At 70.9% G+C, this 17,958-nt stretch carries 20 protein-coding genes, 1 tRNA gene and 1 pseudogene; 14 read left to right on the forward strand and 8 right to left on the reverse strand.

The window, feature by feature from the left end; all coding sequences use genetic code 11:
* The first annotated feature begins 53 nt into the window (after positions 1-53).
* Both ACX28W_RS27515 and ACX28W_RS27520 read left to right on the forward strand, forming a co-directional pair.
* Entirely contained in the window at positions 54-182 is a 129-nt protein-coding gene (locus ACX28W_RS27515) for a hypothetical protein (protein WP_459002238.1), read from the forward strand.
* Positions 183-391: 209 nt separating this feature from the next.
* The gene (locus tag ACX28W_RS27520) at positions 392-1,888 is read left to right on the forward strand and encodes a tyrosine-type recombinase/integrase (protein ID WP_459002239.1); all 1,497 of its coding nucleotides are present in this window, start codon (positions 392-394) and stop codon (positions 1,886-1,888) included.
* Between the two features lie 31 nt (positions 1,889-1,919).
* On the opposite strand, the gene ACX28W_RS27525 is transcribed toward ACX28W_RS27520, so the two are convergent.
* A tRNA-Pro gene (locus ACX28W_RS27525) sits at positions 1,920-1,996 on the reverse strand.
* A 100-nt stretch (positions 1,997-2,096) separates the two neighbouring features.
* Between ACX28W_RS27525 and ACX28W_RS27530 the strand changes: the two genes are divergently transcribed.
* The 3 genes and pseudogenes from ACX28W_RS27530 to ACX28W_RS27540 all read left to right on the forward strand — a co-directional run.
* On the forward strand, positions 2,097-2,624 hold the full coding sequence (locus ACX28W_RS27530; protein ID WP_459002240.1) for a DUF309 domain-containing protein: 528 nt from the start codon (positions 2,097-2,099) through the stop codon (positions 2,622-2,624).
* A gap of 70 nt (positions 2,625-2,694) precedes the next feature.
* A complete protein-coding gene (gene cobF / locus ACX28W_RS27535; protein WP_459002242.1) occupies positions 2,695-3,465 on the forward strand; it encodes a precorrin-6A synthase (deacetylating) in 771 nt (256 codons plus the stop codon).
* 19 nt (positions 3,466-3,484) lie between these two features.
* A pseudogene (locus tag ACX28W_RS27540) lies at positions 3,485-4,041 on the forward strand (MFS transporter); the annotation flags it as partial.
* 8 nt (positions 4,042-4,049) lie between these two features.
* On the opposite strand, the gene ACX28W_RS27545 reads toward ACX28W_RS27540, so the two are convergent.
* Positions 4,050-4,796, reverse strand: coding sequence for a cobalt-precorrin-6A reductase (locus ACX28W_RS27545; protein WP_459002243.1), 747 nt, complete (start codon positions 4,794-4,796; stop codon positions 4,050-4,052).
* A 21-nt stretch (positions 4,797-4,817) separates the two neighbouring features.
* On the reverse strand, positions 4,818-5,597 hold the full coding sequence (locus tag ACX28W_RS27550; protein ID WP_459002244.1) for a sulfite exporter TauE/SafE family protein: 780 nt from the start codon (positions 5,595-5,597) through the stop codon (positions 4,818-4,820).
* A gap of 161 nt (positions 5,598-5,758) precedes the next feature.
* On the opposite strand from ACX28W_RS27550, the gene ACX28W_RS27555 reads away from it, so the two are divergent.
* The 9 genes from ACX28W_RS27555 to ACX28W_RS27595 all read left to right on the forward strand — a co-directional run bounded on the left by ACX28W_RS27555 (position 5,759) and on the right by ACX28W_RS27595 (position 13,673).
* A complete protein-coding gene (locus tag ACX28W_RS27555; protein ID WP_459002246.1) occupies positions 5,759-6,580 on the forward strand; it encodes an SAM-dependent methyltransferase in 822 nt (273 codons plus the stop codon).
* A 44-nt stretch (positions 6,581-6,624) separates the two neighbouring features.
* Entirely contained in the window at positions 6,625-7,332 is a 708-nt protein-coding gene (locus tag ACX28W_RS27560; RefSeq protein ID WP_459002248.1) for a hypothetical protein, read from the forward strand.
* Between the two features lie 128 nt (positions 7,333-7,460).
* Positions 7,461-8,594 carry an acyl-CoA dehydrogenase gene (locus tag ACX28W_RS27565; protein ID WP_459002249.1) on the forward strand — a complete coding sequence of 378 codons (1,134 nt, stop codon included), beginning with the start codon at positions 7,461-7,463 and terminating at the stop codon, positions 8,592-8,594.
* A gap of 162 nt (positions 8,595-8,756) precedes the next feature.
* Positions 8,757-8,969: a hypothetical protein gene (locus tag ACX28W_RS27570; protein WP_459002250.1), complete on the forward strand. Its 213-nt coding sequence runs from the start codon at positions 8,757-8,759 to the stop codon at positions 8,967-8,969.
* A gap of 151 nt (positions 8,970-9,120) precedes the next feature.
* Complete coding sequence (locus ACX28W_RS27575) at positions 9,121-10,263, forward strand: SDR family oxidoreductase (RefSeq protein WP_459002252.1); 1,143 nt, start codon at positions 9,121-9,123, stop codon at positions 10,261-10,263.
* Entirely contained in the window at positions 10,260-11,543 is a 1,284-nt protein-coding gene (locus ACX28W_RS27580) for an aspartate aminotransferase family protein (protein WP_459002253.1), read from the forward strand. The genes ACX28W_RS27575 and ACX28W_RS27580 overlap by 4 nt, the downstream gene beginning before the upstream one ends.
* Before the next feature lie 49 nt (positions 11,544-11,592).
* On the forward strand, positions 11,593-12,081 hold the full coding sequence (locus ACX28W_RS27585; protein WP_459002254.1) for a type II toxin-antitoxin system RatA family toxin: 489 nt from the start codon (positions 11,593-11,595) through the stop codon (positions 12,079-12,081).
* Positions 12,074-12,664 (forward strand): flavin reductase family protein, encoded by a 591-nt coding sequence (locus tag ACX28W_RS27590; protein WP_459002255.1) that lies wholly within the window; start codon positions 12,074-12,076, stop codon positions 12,662-12,664. Before ACX28W_RS27585 ends, ACX28W_RS27590 begins: the two co-directional genes overlap by 8 nt.
* A 139-nt stretch (positions 12,665-12,803) precedes the next feature.
* Positions 12,804-13,673: an esterase/lipase family protein gene (locus tag ACX28W_RS27595; RefSeq protein WP_459002256.1), complete on the forward strand. Its 870-nt coding sequence runs from the start codon at positions 12,804-12,806 to the stop codon at positions 13,671-13,673.
* Positions 13,674-13,739: 66 nt separating this feature from the next.
* On the opposite strand, the gene ACX28W_RS27600 is transcribed toward ACX28W_RS27595, so the two are convergent.
* The 5 genes from ACX28W_RS27600 to ACX28W_RS27620 form a co-directional block, all read right to left on the reverse strand.
* Positions 13,740-14,288 carry a hypothetical protein gene (locus ACX28W_RS27600; protein ID WP_362077730.1) on the reverse strand — a complete coding sequence of 183 codons (549 nt, stop codon included), beginning with the start codon at positions 14,286-14,288 and terminating at the stop codon, positions 13,740-13,742.
* 76 nt (positions 14,289-14,364) lie between these two features.
* Positions 14,365-15,417, reverse strand: a complete 1,053-nt coding sequence (locus tag ACX28W_RS27605) for a fatty acid desaturase family protein (protein ID WP_459002257.1) — start codon at positions 15,415-15,417, stop codon at positions 14,365-14,367.
* Positions 15,418-15,471: 54 nt separating this feature from the next.
* Positions 15,472-16,431, reverse strand: coding sequence for a ferritin family protein (locus ACX28W_RS27610; RefSeq protein ID WP_459002258.1), 960 nt, complete (start codon positions 16,429-16,431; stop codon positions 15,472-15,474).
* Positions 16,432-16,487: 56 nt separating this feature from the next.
* On the reverse strand, positions 16,488-17,492 hold the full coding sequence (locus ACX28W_RS27615) for a phosphatidylglycerol lysyltransferase domain-containing protein (protein WP_459002259.1): 1,005 nt from the start codon (positions 17,490-17,492) through the stop codon (positions 16,488-16,490).
* Positions 17,489-17,956, reverse strand: coding sequence for a hypothetical protein (locus ACX28W_RS27620; protein WP_459002261.1), 468 nt, complete (start codon positions 17,954-17,956; stop codon positions 17,489-17,491). The genes ACX28W_RS27615 and ACX28W_RS27620 overlap by 4 nt, the downstream gene beginning before the upstream one ends.
* Positions 17,957-17,958: the final 2 nt, after the last annotated feature.

Consider the following 17,958-nt stretch of genomic DNA (forward strand, 5'->3'; position numbering starts at 1 on the left):
TGGCCGCTCCTCTCCTACGACGTGCTGCGTCGTCCCTCGGGGTTGACGCCGCCATGCCCTTCGCTACCGCTCCTGCCTCCGCCTCCGCCTCCGCAGCGTCCGAACGGTTCCGCTGCGACTCATTGACCGCCGAAGGCCACAAGGCGACCGACTTCCTCAACGGCCTGCCCGGCGCCGCCTGAACGTCTGAACCCGGCAGCCGCGCTCGGCAATCGGAGGAGGCCCCCGGCGGAATCCAGCTCGTCGCACTGCCGATCACAGCGCCGGTCCGAGAAGGCCCCGCCCAGCAGCAGCACATTGCGCAAGCCGATACGGACCAAGATCCGGACCATTTCCGGACCAGCCCCCGCCAGCGAGCCGCACCATCTACTGTTTCCGCTGGTCAGCTTGGGTGCAACTGCTGTACCACCAGCAGACCAAGAATCTGCTGGTCGTCTGTGGTCGCAGGCTGGAAGCGTCCATTTCCCTCCGCCTCCCGGAGGCGATCCCCATGCGTACCAGCGTCGGCCGCGGCCGCATCTACCGCCGCTGCGGCTGCCGGGACACCCAGCATCACCAGCTCGGCACCCACTGCCCTCACCTGATCACCAACAGTCAGCACGGCGCCTGGGGCTTCGCCGTCGACGTCCCCGCCCCGGACCACCGCCGCACCACGGTGCGCCGGGGCGGATTCCCCAGCCAGGAAACGGCCGAGCAGGCTCTGAGCCGGTTCCTCGAGGGCGAGGCCGGCGGCTACAACGCCGATCCGAGCCAGACCGTCGCCTCCTACCTGGAGGCGTGGCTGGACGCGAAGGCCCTGGTGCTGAAGCCGACCACGATGGCCCGCTACCGCGACTACGTCCGCAACGACCTCGTCCCCGCCTTCGGCACCCTCAAGCTCGACCAGCTCGCCCACCGGCACATCTCGGCCTACGTCACCTGCCAACTCGCCGCCGGCCGCGGCCGCACCACTCTCTACCGCTGCCTGGCCACCCTCTCTAGCGCCCTCGGCGACGCCGTCCGCCAACACCGCCTCCCCCACAACCCGGCCAGTCCCCCGGTCCTGCGCCGGCCGCCGTCGCCGGAACAGCGGATCTGGACGGCGGAGGAGGCTGCCCGCTTCCTCGATTACTGCCACCGGGCCGACCCCGAGATGGCCGACCTGTTCGAGTTCCTCATCGGTACCGGCATGCGCAAAGGGGAAGCCCTCGGTCTGCACTGGGACGACGTCCACCTGGCGGAAGGCGTCCTCCACGTGCGCTGCACCCTCTCCGCGATCGACAACAACCGCCTCGTCATCACCACACCGAAGACCCGGTCGAGCCGCGGCTGGGTGGCCATCCCACCCCGCGTCGCCACCGCCCTCCGGCACCACGCAGGAACAACGCCCCGCAGGTGCGGTGATCCTGACGACCCGTTCACCGGTCTCGTCTTCTGCCGACCCGACGGCCGACCGCTTGGCCCGCACCAGGTCCTCGACCGTCTCCATCAACTGTCCGAAGAGGCCAGCGTCCCGCGGATCACGGTCCACGACCTGCGCTACCTGGCCGCCACCATCACCATCACCGCCGGTGTGCCGCTCACCGTCGTCTCCCAGACGCTGCGGCACTCCACCCTGTCGACCACCGCGAACATCTACAGCCACCTCACCCGGCAGGCAGCCCGCGAGGCCGTCGACACCATCGACCAGACCCTCACCGGAACCGAGAAGGCCAGCCGCCGCACGGACCATGCGTCGTGGCTGCGACCACCACGCGACCACATCCACCGACTCCGCGAGGTTGTGCGCCGACTCCGCTCCCCCGCTGTCCCCGGCTTCAGCGCCGCAGCCGACCAGCCACAGACTGGACGTGCGACCACACTGCGACCACCATGCCTCCGGACGCGCGAAAGGCCGCCCTCTCGTTAGTGAGAGAACGGCCTCCGACCTGCTAAAAGCATGGTCGGGACGACAGGATTTGAACCTGCGACCCCTTGACCCCCAGTCAAGTGCGCTACCAAGCTGCGCCACGTCCCGATGCGTTTCACCCGCGGTGTCCCGCGTGATCGTGCGAGCAGAACTTTACCCCACGTCGGGGGCTGCTCCGAGCGGGCGCTGGGCGCGCGACAATCGAGGCATGAGCGGAGCATCCGGAGGTCGGCGGGACAGCGGGCGGGATCGAGACACGGCGGGGCGGGCGCGCAACGCCCGGCCGCGGGACGGGTTGGGGCGGCCGCTGCCGTACGGCGCGGACGGTGTGGAGCGGCAGCCGGAGGGCGTCGTACGCAGCCCCGACGAGACGGTCGCCGAGGCGCAGGCACTGCTGGACGGGGGGAAGCCGTTCCACGCGCACGAGGTCTTCGAGGACGCCTGGAAGTCGGGTCCCGAGGCCGAGCGCGCGCTCTGGCGGGGGCTGGCCCAGCTCGCCGTGGGGCTCACCCACGCGGCCCGGGGCAACACGACGGGCGGGGCCCGGCTGCTGCGACGCGGGGCCGCGGCCGCCGAGGAGTGGGCGGCCGGGGCCGGCGGCCAAGCCCGTCCGCACGGGTTGGATCTCGGTGACCTGGCTGCCTGGGCACGGGAGTTGTCGACCGTCGTGGAGCGTGACGGTGTCGCCGTCAGCGCGGTGGCGTGGGCACCTCGGCTGCGGGGACGCCGGGGCTGAACAAGGCCTCCCCCAGCACCGATCCGGGTGCGGTGCGTCGCCTGTCAGTGGCGTGCGGCAGACTCGGGGTGTGCGAAAGATTCATGTCATCGGTATCGGCGCGGGCGACCCCGACCAGCTCACCTTGCAGGCGGTCAGGGCGCTGCGGAGCACGGACGTGTTCTTCATCCTGGACAAGGGCGAGGTGAAGTCGGACCTCGTCCAGCTGCGCCGTGACATCCTCGACGCGCACATACCGGACGGGGGGTACCGCCTGGTCGAGGCGCGTGACCCGGACCGCGACCGGTCCGCCGGGGGCGCCGCCTACTCCCCCGCCGTCGGGGACTGGCGCAGTGCCCGCGCCGACATCTACCAACGACTCATCGCCGAGGAACTGGGCGAGGAGGAGAGCGGCGCGTTCCTGGTGTGGGGCGATCCCGCGCTGTACGACAGCACGCTCGGGATCCTGGAGGAGATCCTGAACCGGGGCGCGGTGGCGTTCACGTATGACGTCGTGCCCGGCATCAGCAGTGTCTCCGCGCTCGTCGCCCGGCACCGCACAGGGCTGAACCGGGTCGCCCGGCCGGTCCAGATCACCACCGGCCGCCGCCTCGCGGAGGGCTTCCCCGAGGGGGTCGACGACGTGGTCGTGATGCTCGACGCCCAGCAGACCTTCCGGCAGTACGTCGCCGAGGACATCGACATCTACTGGGGCGCGTACATAGGCACGCCCGACGAGATCCTCGCCTCCGGGCCCATCGCGGAGGCGGCCCCTCGTATCGAGCGGCTGCGGGCCGAGGCGCGGGAGCGCAAGGGTTGGATCATGGACACGTATCTGCTGCGCAGGCATCCGCGGGGATAGTGCAGGTCGGCGAAGTCCCAAGCAGGTGCGGCTGCGGGACAGCGCGCGGATGGGCTCGACCGACATGGGTGAGGGGTTCGCGTCGCCGTCCACCGCCGATTCGCGGCGACTGCTGGAGGCGGCGGTCGGAAAGATCATCGGCAGTACGGGGCTCGACAGCGTGCGCCGTATCCTCCGCGAGTCCGACACCCGTCTCGACGTGGCCGGGGCGTGGGCCGTCATGCAGGTCGAGCTGTTCACCCGAATGGTGGGCCACGCCAGTCTCAGCCTGATCGCCGCCAGCCGTCGCCTGCCCCCTGAAGTCCTGGGCCGGTCTTCGACCGCATGGTCGAGGAGGGCTATCTCACCCGCGACGGCTCCCTCTTCTCCCACACCCCGGCCGGCGAGCGCGAGGCCCAGGTCATCGGCACGGCCTGGGGCAGCCGGCTCGCCGAGCGCGTCGAGCAGGACATCGGCCGCCCCTCCGGCGAGGAACTCCGCGCCGCGGTCGACAGCATCGCCAAGCAACTCCTGGTCGAGGATCTGACCAGCGGCCTGCCCACCCGCAACCGGGAACTGGCGTCCAGCACGGCCTGACCTCTCCGTCACCGCGGGGTGAGCTCCAGCAGGGCCAGCGCCGACGCCACGTCCGGCACCGCGGTCACGCCCCCCGGAAGCGGTGGACGGCCTACGACGACCACGGGCAGGCCGAGGTCGCGTGCGGCGGTGAGCTTGGCCGCCGTCGCCTCTCCCCCGCTGTCCTTCGTCACCAGGACGTCGATACGGTGCTCACGCAGCAGGTTCTTCTCGTCGTCCAGGGTGAACGGACCGCGGGCGATCAACAGTTCGACGTTGGACGGCAGCGGTGGCTCGGGAGGCTCCACCGAGCGCAGGAGGAAGTGGAGTTCGAGAAGGTCCGCGAAGGCCGCCAGGCCCAGACGGCCCGTGGTGAGGAAGACACGGCGGCCCAGCGGCGCGAGGAGTGCGGCGGCTTCGGTGAGGGACGACGCCGGGTGCCATCGGTCGCCGGGGCCGGGGCGCCACCCCGGTCGGCGCAGCACGACGGCCGGGATCTTGGTGGCCTCCGCCGCCCGCGCCGCGTGCGCCGTGATGCCCGAGGCGAAGGGGTGGGTGGCGTCGACCACGGCGTCCACGCGGTGCTCGCGCAGCCACCGCGCCAGCCCTTCCGCTCCGCCGAACCCGCCGATGCGTACGTCCCCTTCGAGCGCCCCCGGCCGGGACACGCGCCCCGCGAGGGACGTGGTCACCCGCACACCGGGACGGGCCGCCAGCTCGGCGGCGAGCTCACGTGCCTCGGTGGTGCCGCCGAGGACCAGGACATGGGGGGACATGGCGTCGAGCCTACGAGGTGGTCAGCGCAGCAACAGCTGCACCCCTCCCAGCACCGTCGCCCCGATCACCAACCTCTCGAAGAGCAGCTGGTTGATTCGGTTCACAGCCCATTTACCAAGGAACGCCCCCGGCACGACGAAGACCGCGAGCGCCGCGTCAAGGAGCAGCGAGTGCCCGTCGATCAGGCCCAGGCCCACACTGAAGGGCACCTTGGACACGTTGACGATCAGGAAGAAGAACGCCGAGGTGCCGAGGAAGCCCAGCTTCCTGAAGCCCGCCGACAGGAGATACATCGACATCACCGGACCGCCCGCGTTGGCGACCATCGTGGTGAAGCCGCCGAGGACGCCGTACGAGCGGGCCTTGACCCGGCCCGCGGGCGTGGTCACCGAGTCGGGTTCCTCTTCCGCCTCTTTCGCGGCGACCCGGCGGCGCCACAGCGTGACCGCCGCCATCAGCAGCAGGATCGCGCCGATCGAGGTCCGTACGGTCCCGTCGTCGGCCCACATCAGGAACAGCGTGCCGAGGACGACGCCCGCGGCGACCGCCGGGAACAGCCGCCACAGCGTGGGCCAGTGGGCGTGGCGCCGGTAGGTGAGCACCGCGAGCACGTCCCCGACGATGAGGACGGGAAGCAGCACGCCGGTGGAGGCGCGGGCGGGCAGTACGGCGGCGAAGATCGCCAGACTGACCGTGTTGGCCCCGCTCACGGCGGTCTTCGAGAAACCGACGAGCAGGGCCGCAGCGGCGAGGGCGGCGAACTCCCAGATGGATAGGTGCCAGAGCGTCATCGTATTCATGCGGGAACCGATGCTAAGCCCACGCAACTCTCGACGTAAGGACCATCTCGCCAGGTGACCCCTGCCCCGGGGGGAAGAGCCGGACAGCCAGGAACGCCTCCGCCAGGTCCAACCGCCATGGCAGACTTCTCGAACATCACGACGAGCAAGAGGAGTTGCGCATGACCGCGACCGGGCCGTCCGCCCAGCGGATCGACACCAGCAGGCCGCACCCGGCACGGATGTACGACTGGTTCCTCGGCGGCAAGGACAACTACCCGGTCGACGAGGAACTCGGGCGACGCATCATGTCCCTGGACCCGACGGCCCCGCGTTCGGCCCGCAGCAATCGCTGGTTCATGCAGCGCGCCACGCGCTGGCTGGTCCGGGAGACGGAAATCCGCCAGTTCCTCGACATCGGCACGGGCATTCCCACGGAGCCGAACCTCCACCAGATCGCCCAGGCCACCGTGCCGGACGCGCGGGTCGCCTATGTCGACAACGACCCGATCGTCCTCGCCCACGCCGAGGCCCTGCTCCGTGGCACCCCGGAAGGCGTGACGAAGTACTTCCAGGCCGACGCGCGCGAACCGGGGAAGATACTCGAACAGGCCGCAGTCGTCCTCGACTTCGACCGGCCCATCGCGCTGTCCCTCATCGCCCTGATGCACTTCATCGCCGAGGAGGACGGCGCCTACGACCTGGTGGACACCCTGGTCGACGCGCTGGCGCCGGGCAGCTGCCTGGTCCTGTCCGCGATGACCGGCGACTACGACCCCGTGACGGTGGCGCGCGGCGTCGCGGCGTACGCGGCGGGCGGCGTGACCCTCGTGGCCCGCTCGCACACCGAAGTGAGCCGCTTCTTCAAGGGACTCGACCCGGTCGACCCGGGAGTGGTGTCGGTGGCGAAATGGCACCCCGAACTCGCGGTGGACGAGGACGAGATCGGGGACGAGCCCGTTCCACTGTACGGCGGGGTCGCCTTCAAGTCCCCGCGGGTCTGAGGGACTTCGGTCTGCGGAGGCAGGTTGTGGGAGTGGATCACCGCATGGGCGATGTTCTGCTGCTCTCCTGCCCCCGCACCGACGCACGGGTCACCGGCCTCTCCCGGACCCACGTGTCGGTCAAGTGGCCGTGGTGGGCGGTGGATCCGGAATGCGACTGGATCGAGTGGAACGGCGACGTGGCTCTCGTCCGTGATCCCCAGTCCCACGAAGGGGACATGGAGCTGTTCCACACCGAGCCGACGGCCCCGGATCTCGCTGTCGGCGAGGTGTGCCGCATCGGCATCCCACCCACGGTGGTGCATGTGACGGCCGTCGATCGATTCGATCCACCGTTGGAGACGGGACGCCTTCCGCGCCCGCGGACGCTTGTGAGGGTGCTGCGAGCGGGCCGGTCGCACGACCCCGACCGGCTGGAGCAGGGCTACGAGATCGACCCCGACGACGGGATTCCGATCTCCTTCGACCTTCTGTTCCGCCCGTACGCCTGCCTCGTCGCGGGTGACGAGGTCGCGGACGCCGCGGGGCGCGCCTGGCGGTTCGACACGCCTTGGGACTGGTACCCGTTCGACGGCGGGGAACCGTGCACGCCTGCCTGGCCGCTACGGCTGCTGAACCGCGCCGGAGAGGCCGACGCCGCGGCGGGCGCCGCCGTCACGCGGGCGACGAGCACCGGTTCGCACGAGGCCGAACTGGCCCGCTGGGTGGAACTCACGCAGGCCAGTCCCAGCCGCGGCACTCCGCCAGGGTGAGCGTCCCAACTCCTCGTATCCCGCGCCGACGCCCCAACATCGCTTTGGCCCGAGGGGTTCCGCCGTTTCGCGCGTAAACAGAAACGACGCTGCCGGCGACACCTGAGGATCAAGGAGCTGGGGACGACATGAGATTCCTGGAGCGTGAGCGCGCGGCCCTCGCCAAACTGCTGCCCGGCCTCGACGAAAGTCTGAGGGCCGTACCGCTGATGACGCTGGAAGGGCCCAAGAGCCCCGGCATCCGGCTCTTCCGGGAGGCAGGGGGACCCGGTCTGCTGGCCCCGACGGCCTTCCAGGGCAGGGGCGCCACGGCACTGGAAGCCCTGCGGGTGCAGCGTGCGCTGGGCAGTCGTTCACCCTCGCTCGCGGTGGCGACGACCATGCACCACTTCTCGATGGCCACACTGGTCGGACTGAGCGACTCCGGCGAGGGACTGGAATGGATGCTCGTCCAGGGCGTCGCGGCCGAGAACCGTCTGATGGCGTCCGGCTTCGCCGAAGGGCGCAGCGGCACCGGCATTCTGTCGCCGTCGATGTCCGCCACGGTGACCGCCGAGGGCGTGCGGATCACCGGCGTGAAACGGCCGTGCAGCCTCGCCCGTTCCATGGACCTGCTCACCGCCAGTGTGATGGTGCCGTGCGAGGAGGGCGAGGGCCAGGAGCTGGCTGTGGCCCTGGTCCCGGCGGAGAGCGAGGGGCTGAGCGTCAGCGGTTTCTGGTCGAGTACGTTCCTCGCGGGCGCCGAGAGCGACCAGGTCACCCTGGACAACGTACTGGTGCCGAAGGAACTGCTGGTGCGGACGGCCTCGTCGGCCGGGGCCCGCCTCGACGCGGTGCAGACCGCGGGGCTGGTCTGGTTCGAGCTGCTGATGACCGGCAGCTATCTCGGCGCGGCCAGCGCCCTGGTGGAGCGGGTCCTGCTCAACGACCGGGTGCCGGACGCCGAGCGGGTCCGGTTGCTGGTGGAGGTCGAGGGCGCGACCGCGGCGGTCGAGGGCCTTGCCCGCCGGGTGGACGAGGAGGCGCCCGACGAGTCCGCTCTCGCCGACTCGCTCTACGCGCGCTACACCGTGCAGGACGCCCTCGCGCGGATCGTCCCGCGGTCCGTCGAACTGCTCGGCGGGCTCAACTTCATGACGTCGGACGAGGTCGGCTACCTCGCCGCCTGCGCCAACGGCCTCGCCCTGCACCCACCGTCGCGGTCGCGGATGACCGGCCCGCTGTCCGCGTACCTCGCCGACGAGCCGTTGACCGTCGTCTGACCCGACCCCGCTCGGGCCGGCACCGCCCTGCCCTCGACCGGCCCGAGCGGACCCTCCTCACCCCCTTGGCCCCCACCAATGCGCCCGCGCCGACACGGGCCTACGACCTGGTCTGCGGCCTGGTCGGCGTCAGCGCGACCTGCCCGGATCCGACCGCAGGCCATGCGACCGCCAGATCCGCCGTGCCCCGACCCGGTCCGGCCCGACCACCGCCGCACCGACCACCGCCTGGCCGACGGCGGCGGCCAGACCGACGGCCGGCGACCTGTCGGCGTCGACGGCCGCCGCACCGACCACAGCCGGACCGCCGCGCGACACCCGCCCGGCTCACCACCGCCAGTCCAACCCACCGCCGCCCCGTCCACCACCGACTGACCCACCGCGACCGGCCGCCGTCCGAAAGCCACCCGGCTCATCTCCGGCCCCCGCCCGCCGCCCGTCGCCCGCCCGTTCGACCGTCCGCCGCCTGACACGAGCCACCGCCTGACCAGCGCCCTGTGCTCACTCGACCGAGGGGAACACCGCCATGCCTCTGTCCCGGCCCCGGCCCAGTGCTCCGACCAGCCCGCCGCCCTCCGCGAAACGCCCCACGGTGCTGCTCAGCGGCGGCGCCGGAGTGCTCGGCCGAGCCCTGATCGAAGAGCTGGCGCCTGACTTCAGAATTGTCTGCCTGCGCCATCGCACCCCCGTGAACGACCGCCGGGTCCGTGAGGTACGCGCCGATCTGCTGGAGCCCGGACTCGGTCTGACCCGGGAGGACTTCGCACAGCTCACCACCGACGTGGACCTGGTCGTGCACTCCGCCGCCGCCACCAACTGGAAGGCCGAGCCCGACGCGATCCGGCGCGCCAACCTCGACGGCACCGTCGCGATGCTCGACCTCGCCGCCCGCGCCGACGCGTCGTTCTTCCACATGAGCACCGCCTTCGTCGCCAATCCGCTGGCGCCGGAGGAGCAGCAGCGCTTCCCCGGTGCCGCCGCGTATCTCGCCTCCAAGACCGCGGCCGAGCAGGTGGTGCGCGACGCCCCGGTGCCGGGTGTGATCCTGCGTCCGTCGGTGGTGATGGGCGACTCCGTCACCGGTCGGATCGCCGGGATGCAGGGGCTGACACGGGCGCTGGGCGCCATCGTGAAGGGGCAGGTGCCGGTGCTTCCGGGAGCCCCGGACGCGCGGATCGACATGGTGCCCCAGGACGTCGTCGCGCGTGCCGTGGGTGACCTGCTCCGTGCCGGCGTCACGGACGGCGAGTACTGGCTGACGGCCGGCGCGGAAGCTCTGTTGCAGCGCGAAGTGGTCGACACCTGCCTGGAGTTCGCCGACCAGTACGGACCCCGGCCGCACCCGCCCCGGCTCATTCCGCTGGAGTCCGTGCACCGGCTGCTGCTGCCGCTGATCGAGGGCCCCACCTTCCCCGAGTCGCTGCGCCGCCGCTTCCACACCTACGCGGAACTGCTCCTGGTCTTCCAGCGGGCGCTGCCCTTCGAATCGTCCCTGGGCTCGCCCCACTGCGGCTCGGCCCTCTCGAAGGGCGACCTTCGGCAGGCGCTGGTCCGCAACCTCGCCGCCTGGTCCACCGGACGCGGCGGCATGCGGACCCGGCACCGGGCGCAGTCCCCGCAGGCCGCGCAGGCAGCACCGGCCGCGCAGACCCAGGAGCTGGCCTCGTGACCGCGGCGGCCCCCGCCGTGGCACCGGTCACCGACCCCGCCACGGATCGGGCGCACATCGCCCACCTCTACCGCGCGCATCTGTCCTCCGGGCGTGCCGTTCTCGGTACGGTGCTCGGCGGCATGCTGGAGACGGCGTCCGAGGGCGCGTGGGTGTACACCGAGGACGGCCGCCGTTACCTCGACTTCGGCGGTTACGGCGTCTTCATCCTGGGGCACCGACACCCCCACGTGACGGCGGCCGTGCACCGCCAGGTGGATACCCATCCGCTGGCCGGGCGGGTCTTCCTCGAGCCGGTCGCCGCCCGCGCCGCCGAGGCCCTGGCCGCGCGCACCCCGGCCGGCCTGGACCACGTCCACTTCGTCAACTCCGGGGCGGAGGCGACCGAGGCCGGTCTGAAACTGGCCCGGGCGCACGGCCACACCGCCCTCGTCAGCACCACCGGCGGCTACCACGGCAAGACGCTGGGCGCACTGAGCGCCACCGCCAACCCGAAGTACCAGCGGCCCTTTCAGCCCCTGCTGCCGGACAGCACGGCGGTTCCGTACGGGGACACGGCCGCGCTGGCGGCCACGCTCGCCGAACTCGGCCGCCGAGCCTGCGTGATCGTCGAGCCGGTACAGGGCGAGGGAGGCGTACGCATTCCACCGCCGGGCTATCTGGCGGAGGTGAGCCGGCTGTGCCGGACGTACGAGGCCTTCCTGATCGTCGACGAGATCCAGACGGGCCTCGGGCGGCTCGGCGCCTGGTGGGGCATGGACGACGAAGGTGTCCATGACGCCGATGTGCTGCTCGTCGGAAAGGGCCTCAGCGGCGGCGTGGTCCCCGTCGCGGCGATGGTGGCGACCGCGGCGGCCTACGGCCCGTTCTCCCGCGACCCCTACCTGCACACCTCCACCTTCGCGGCCTCCCCGATCGCCTGCGCCGCCGCGCTCGCCGCGGTCGAGGCCCTGGACCGGGAGGGCGTCATCGGCCGCGCCAAGGCCCTGGGCGACCAGCTGCTCGCGGGCGTCCGGGCCACCTGCGCCCCGTACACCGGCGGCCTGGTGCACGACGTACGCGGGCGAGGGCTGCTGATAGGCCTGGAGTTCGCCGCGGAGCAGGCCGTCGGTGAGCTGATCCTCGAGCTGGTCGGGCGCGACGTTCTCGTGAACCACTCCCTCAACGCCACCCGCGTGCTGCGGCTGACACCGCCCGCGATCGCCGGCGAGGACGAGGTACGGCTGTTCCTCGCCGCCCTCGCCGAGTCCCTGCGCGTCGTGGCGACGCGCGTCGGCTGACCGTTCCCACCAAAACCGTTCCCACCAAACCGCGGAAAGGTAACTCCCCATGCGACACGTGACCGTACGGCTCACCGCCCACGACGTCGACCCCGAGACCGCGTACCAGCGAATCCGGGATTTCCGCCGGTACCCCGAAGTCACCGAGACCGTCCGCGAAGTCGTGGTCCATCCACCCCATGACGACGGCTCGGTGGTGTCGGACTGGACCGTCCGCTTCCGCAACGGTCTGATGCGCTGGTCGGAACGCGACGCGTTCAACCCGACGACGCGGACCATCGAGTTCACCCAACTCACCGGCGATTTCGAGCTGTTCGAAGGTACGTGGCGGTGCGCGTCCGGTGCGGACGGCGACGGTACGGCCGTGACCTTCGACGCGGTCTTCGACCTGGGCATCCCGACGCTGGCGGAACTCCTCGACCCGGTCGCCGACTCGACCCTGCGCAGCAACATCGAGCGGATCCTGCGCGGGCTGCTCGGGAGGGTCACGCCCGCCCCCGCCCAACTCGCCGACGCCGCGGCGCCCGCGCATGGCTGACCTCGTCCTCGTGCCCCGGCAGCCCCGGCAGCCCCGGCAGCCCCCTCCCGACAGCCCCTCGGCGGGATGGGACACCCTGCGGGACGAACCCGGCCCCGACACGGTCCGCTGTCTCGGCCTCTACTCGAAACTCACGGCCGGTGTCACGGTCGTCACGGCGTTGGACGGCGCGGGCCTGCCGACCGGGATGACGGTCTCCGCCCTGACGTCGCTGTCGGCGCGACCACCGCTGGTCCTCGCCTGTCTGCGCGGGAGCTCCCGCACACTCACCGCCCTGCGCGAGCAAGGTGCCTTCGCTGTCAGTCTCTTGACGGCACATCAGAAATCCGTCGCCGAACTCTTCGCCGACTCCACCGTGCCGCCCGCGAGGCGTTTCGAGGGCAGCCGCGTACGCCACGTACTCGGTCTCCCGGTGCTCGTCGACGCGCTCGCCTGGTCGGTGTGCCTGGTCGAGGACGTACGCCCGTACGGCGATCACCACGCCGTCGTCGGGCGAGTGATGGCGGTAGAGGTGAACGGCGGACAACCGCTGCTCTGGCACGACCGGGCCTTCCACACGCTGCCCGGGACGCTCGACGGCTGAGCCCACCGGAAGTCAGGACGGACGCGCCCGGCCGGGGATCTCCCCGGTCGGGCCTGCCGTATCTCGAACCCGAACCAAAAGCACGAACCCAAGCCAGAAGCACAAACCCACACCAGAAACACGAACCCAAGGAGGCCCCATGTCCCTGCCCCGTATCCCCGGCGTGAACTCAGACAGCGCCGCGACCGAACTGCTACGGACCCCCGAGCGACTGGTCGGCAACACCCAGTCCATGGGGCACCGTATCGGCGCCGCGCTCGACTTCGACGCGGCCGTGGACGACTGGGGCCTGCCCCCGACCCCGGAGCGTCCGTACCCGGTCGTCCTCGTGCATGGCACCCTGGGCGACCGGGAGTCCGTCTGGCGCAAGGCGGCACCTGCCCTCAGAGCGGCCGGGCATCGCATCTTCCGCCTGAACTACGGGGAGTTGCCGGCTCTCCCGCGGCTCTACGGCCTTGGCGACATCAGGAAGTCGACCAAGGAGCTCGCGGACTTCGTCGACCGGGTGCTGGCGGACACCAAGGCATCGAAGGTGGACCTCGTGGGCCACTCGCAGGGCGGGATGATCCCGCACTACTACCTCAAGTACCTCGGCGGGGCCGGGAAGGTACGGCGCGTCGTCGGGATCGCGCCCAGCAATCGCGGCGTCGAGGTGGCGGGACTGACCGCACTGGTCCGTCAAGTCCCGGGCGTGCAGGCAGTCGTGGAGGACAAGGTCCTCTTCCGACTGAGCCCCGCCTTCACACAGCTGCTGCACGACTCGGAGTTCGTGGGTGAGCTGGTGGCACCCGGCGACACCGTGGACGGGGTCGGCTACACCGTGCTGTGGTCGACCCGGGACGAACTGGTCCAGCCGCCCGAGTCGCAGCAGTTGAGGCCTGCCCGGCCGGACCACCCCGTCACCAACACCTGCCTGCAGATCCTCGCTCCGCAGAACCGGACCACGCACCTGGCCATGCCTTACGACCCGATCGTGGTGCGGGAGACTCTCAAGGCGCTGGCCGACTGAAGCCCGTACGGCGAAGGGGGTGGTGCGGGCCCGACGGCCCGCACCACCCCCTCACGTGTCGTCGGCTCAGAACGCCGTGCACCGGCCCTTCTCACCGGGCCAGAAGCACACCTGGCCGAAGACGTCGAAGCCCGCGACGCCATCCGGGTCGATCTTGTCGAACCGGGGCTTGGGGATCTGCAGACCGTTGATCCCGTCACCGGCGAGCGGTCCGCTCGTCACCGTGCGGTCGGGGACGGGGCTGCCCTCCTTGAGGTCGCCCTTGAAGTAGAGGCTGCCGACGTCGCCGGTGTTCCACGTGCCCACGCCGTTGCCCTCCACGGAGAAGGTCGGCGGCAGCACACCGAATCTGCCGGTGCCGACGACGTCGAAGACGATGTCGGTCAGCTCCGGAGCAGCCCCGCTGGGCGAGCGGCAGTCCTTGTACCCGATGTGCCCGGTCACCTGGGCCTCCCGGACCCGGAAGGAGAGCGGCGGACTGAAGTTCACCTCGGCATCGAGACGGCACACCAGGTCGGGGACGGGGGCCGCCCGTAGCCCGGCCGGTTCGGCCTGGGCGGCGGCGGGGGCGACGAGCGCCGTCCCCGCCGCGAGGACGGCGGCTGCCGGCGCCACCCTCCTGCCGCGGCGGGTCGAGCGGGCAGACCTCTTCGCTTTCGCTGAGAACATCACTGTTTCGGGTTCCTCTCTCTCAGGCCGTGGCGGTGGTGCCACGGAGAACTTCGCTCGCGGAGCCGAGATGCTCCGCGAGGTCGCGGTACGACTCCAGGACGCCGGTCTCGACGTACGGGATCTCTCGCTCGACGCAGAACTGCTTGACGAGGGGGTACGCGCGCCGCAGCGCCGACCTCGGCATGCCGGGGAAGAGGTGGTGCTCGATCTGGTAGTTGAGGCCGCCGTAGAAGAAGTCCCCGAGGTAGCCGGTGGGCAGGGTGCGCGAGGTGAGGACCTGGCGCTCCAGCCAGCTCCACTCCTGGCCCACCCGGGTCGGCAGGCCCTTGTGGTTGACGGCGAAGGCGAGGCCGAGCAGATAGCCGAGGAGGACCTGGTGCACCGCCAGGAAAAGCAGCACGGTCGGCCACGGCAGGAGCAGGAAGAGCGCGCCGAAGAAGAGCACCGCGTGCAGCACCATCAGGCCGCCCTCCAGGAGGGGTTCGCGGATCGCCCGCCGACGCAGGGCGATGACCCCGGCGATCCGCAGGACCACGGCCTCCAGGCCCAGCAGCGGGAAGAACAGATACCGCTGGTTGGCGGCGAGGAAGCGGGCGAATCCCTTGCGGTCCTGGGCCTGTTCGGGGGCGAAGATCGCCACTCGGCGCAGGATGTCCGGGTCGAGTTCCAGGTGGTTGGGGTGGTTGTGGTGGCGGTTGTGGTGCTGCACCCACCAGCCGAAGCAGATCCCGAGCATCAGGTTGCCGTGGATCAGTCCGAGCGCCTGGATGTACTTCCGGGACCGGGTGATCTGGCGGTGCCCGGCGTCGTGCACCAGGAAGGCGAGCTGCTCGTGCCAGACGGCGAGCCAGACCGCCGCCAGGACCACCTTCCACCAGGTGCCGCCGGACAGCGCCAGCGCCGCCCAGCCGAGGGCGTTCATCAGCCAGACCACCGCGATCCCGGTCACGTACTGGCCCTTGCGGGGGCGCATGAGTCCGGCGGCCTGGACGCGGCGGGTCAGTTCGCGGAAGTCCTCGTCCTGCGCGGCGGGTTCATACGGTGAGGAGTTGACTGCCGGGCTGTCGGTCATCGGTGTATCACCGACCCTTTCGTTGGGGGACGTTGGCGAAAGCGCGCAGGCTGCTCACGGGGTCAGGCCCATGTCGGCGAGCCGTGCCTCCTGCGTGGCGCGCGCCCATTCCGCGGCGGCGAGCATCCGTTCCTCTGCGGTGGTGTCGACCAGGCGGCGGCCCGCCCACAGTTCGTAGTCGCCGGCGAGGTCGCGCTGCTGCTCCAGGCCCTGCTGGTAGAGCTGTTCGCGCCGGAAGGTCAGCTCCTGCACCGGGAGCCGGGACCACAACTCGCTGCCGCGTGCGACCAGTTCCCTGATCCGGTCCAGCTCCTCGGGATGGCTCCGGACATGGCGTCGGACGATGGTGGTGCCCACGGACAGATGCCGGATCTCGTCGATGCCCGCGGCCCGTTCGATCTCGGCGGCGGGCGGGTCGAAGGGGCGCCACTTGCGTTCGCTCAGTTCGGCGGTGGGCGCGAGGACCCCTTCGACCAGGACGGTCAGGGTGATCACGCCGCCGATGTAGTCGCGGTCCTTCTCCATGACCGAGAGCCCGAACTCCTCCAGGGGTGTCAGGATCGCGTCCCGGTCGGCCCCGGCGAGCGACTCCATGGTGGCTTCCAACTCATGTTCCGGTGTGCCCAGTTCGAGCAGATGGCCACGGAAGGCGTAGGCGTGGCGGGCCTCGTCCATCAGCTGGGAGGTGTAGAAGTCCATCCCGGCGAGGTCGGGGGCGTACGCGACCAGGAAGGAGATGGCGCGGGCCGCCTTCTCCTCCGCCATCGAGCGGAAGGCCAGTTCCTGCATGACGGCCTGGCGCAGTGGCCCGTCGACCATCATGTGGGCGGGTACGGGTACGTCCGCGGAGCGGCCCATCGGGTCGCCGCCAAGGGTGCCTTCCGGCACGGCGCGGAACCAGTAGCCGAGGTCGCAGCCCTCCGGTGTCAGCTCGGTGGACAGCGCCCCTTCCAGCAGACTCGGGGCGCGGTGCCGGTCGGCCTCCGCCGGGATCCTGGAAACGTACGTGGTCATCTCAGCCTCTCTGCGTCTTGACATTGCTACGGATGGTCAGAAACTGCTGCGGGTGCTCAGACCGACTTGGTGAGGCGCATCAGCCGCCAGACGGCGCCGGGGCTCACCCCGCCCTGGAAGGCCAGGTACTCCGGTTCGATGAGCTGCGGGCGCCACTTGAGCTTGAAGGACTCCTGGGCGGCCGCCGGGTAGATGGCCCGCCCCTTGGCCGCCAAGAGCTCCACGCACCGGTGCAGCAGGCGGCTGGTCGGGCCGGGCGCGGCCGTGTCCGGGCGGAGCTGGACGAACGGGGTGAAGCCGAGGTGCAGCCAGCCGCATCCCTCGTCCTGGAACTGCCGCAGGGCGGTGGCGAACATCAGCTCCACCGTGCCGGGCGGGGCGTCCGGCAGCCGCCGCGTCAGGTCGTACAGCCATCCGGCCCGCTCGCCGAACACGGGCGAGTAGGAGACGTAACCGACGGTCTGTCCTTCGTGGACGGCGGTGAACAGGCGCCGGTGCGGGGCGCCGGGGCCGCCGCGTTCGCCGATGAGGAACTCGAGCTCCTTGACGTGGCGGCCCTTCGCCCGCAGCCAGGCCTCGTCCACCGCATCGAGGGCCGCGCCGTCCTGCTCCCCCACGGGCACTTCGGCGGCGGTGACTCCTTCCCTGCGGGCCCGGTTGACCATGTTGCGCACCTTGACCATGCGCTGGCCGCCCAGGCTGTAGCCGTCCAGCGCGATGCTGAAGGAGGCGCCGAACTGGTTGACGACGAAGTCGTGTCCGGCGTGCAGTTCGGCCTGGGAGCGGGAGAGCTGTACGGCGGCGACCCGGCGTCGCTCGTTCCCGGCCCGCACGAGCAGCGCGTCCAGCAGCCGCGACTGGTCCTGGGGCGCGCAGACCGGACCGCCCAGTTGGAACAGATGCCGTCGGCCCGCCTCCCGGTAGGGGACGAAGCCGTCGACACCGTCCGTGTGGAAGCGTCGGTTCCCGCTGTTCATAGCGAGGAAGGCGCTGCTGTGGCTGCCGTGCCGGCACAGCATCTCGTACGCCTGCGTGTCGGCGAGTGCCTGCGGGGCGCTCACCGTACTGCCGCCTCGTGCCAGGGCACGGTCGCGAAGTCCCGCAGCGCCCCCTGGACGGAAGGGTGCGGAACCGGCTCGAAGGACACGGTGAACGATTTGGCGAAGTTGCCGAACAGCGCGCGGTCGCCGAAGAGATGGATCGGCAGTACCAGCAGCGCCCACTCCCAGCCGTACAGCAGGACCCAGGCACCGAGGACCGCGCCCTGCACGCTCAGGCTGTGCATCGTGTTGTAGAGCACGTAATAGACGCGGGAGACCTGTTTGTCGGGGCTGCGGTGATAGGCGATCGCGCCCGGCAGATAGCCGATGAGGTCGACGTAGGCGAAGAGCGCGACGGCGACCCACCACCGCACCTCGGCCAGGTGCGCGAGGAAGAATCCGGCGGCCACCAGCAGCCCGAGCAGGTACTCGAGTCGTAGGAGTCGGTAAGTGGTGGGGGTCTGGCAGAGGTTGTGGCCGTCCACGG

Source organism: Streptomyces sp. SD15, from assembly GCF_054462255.1.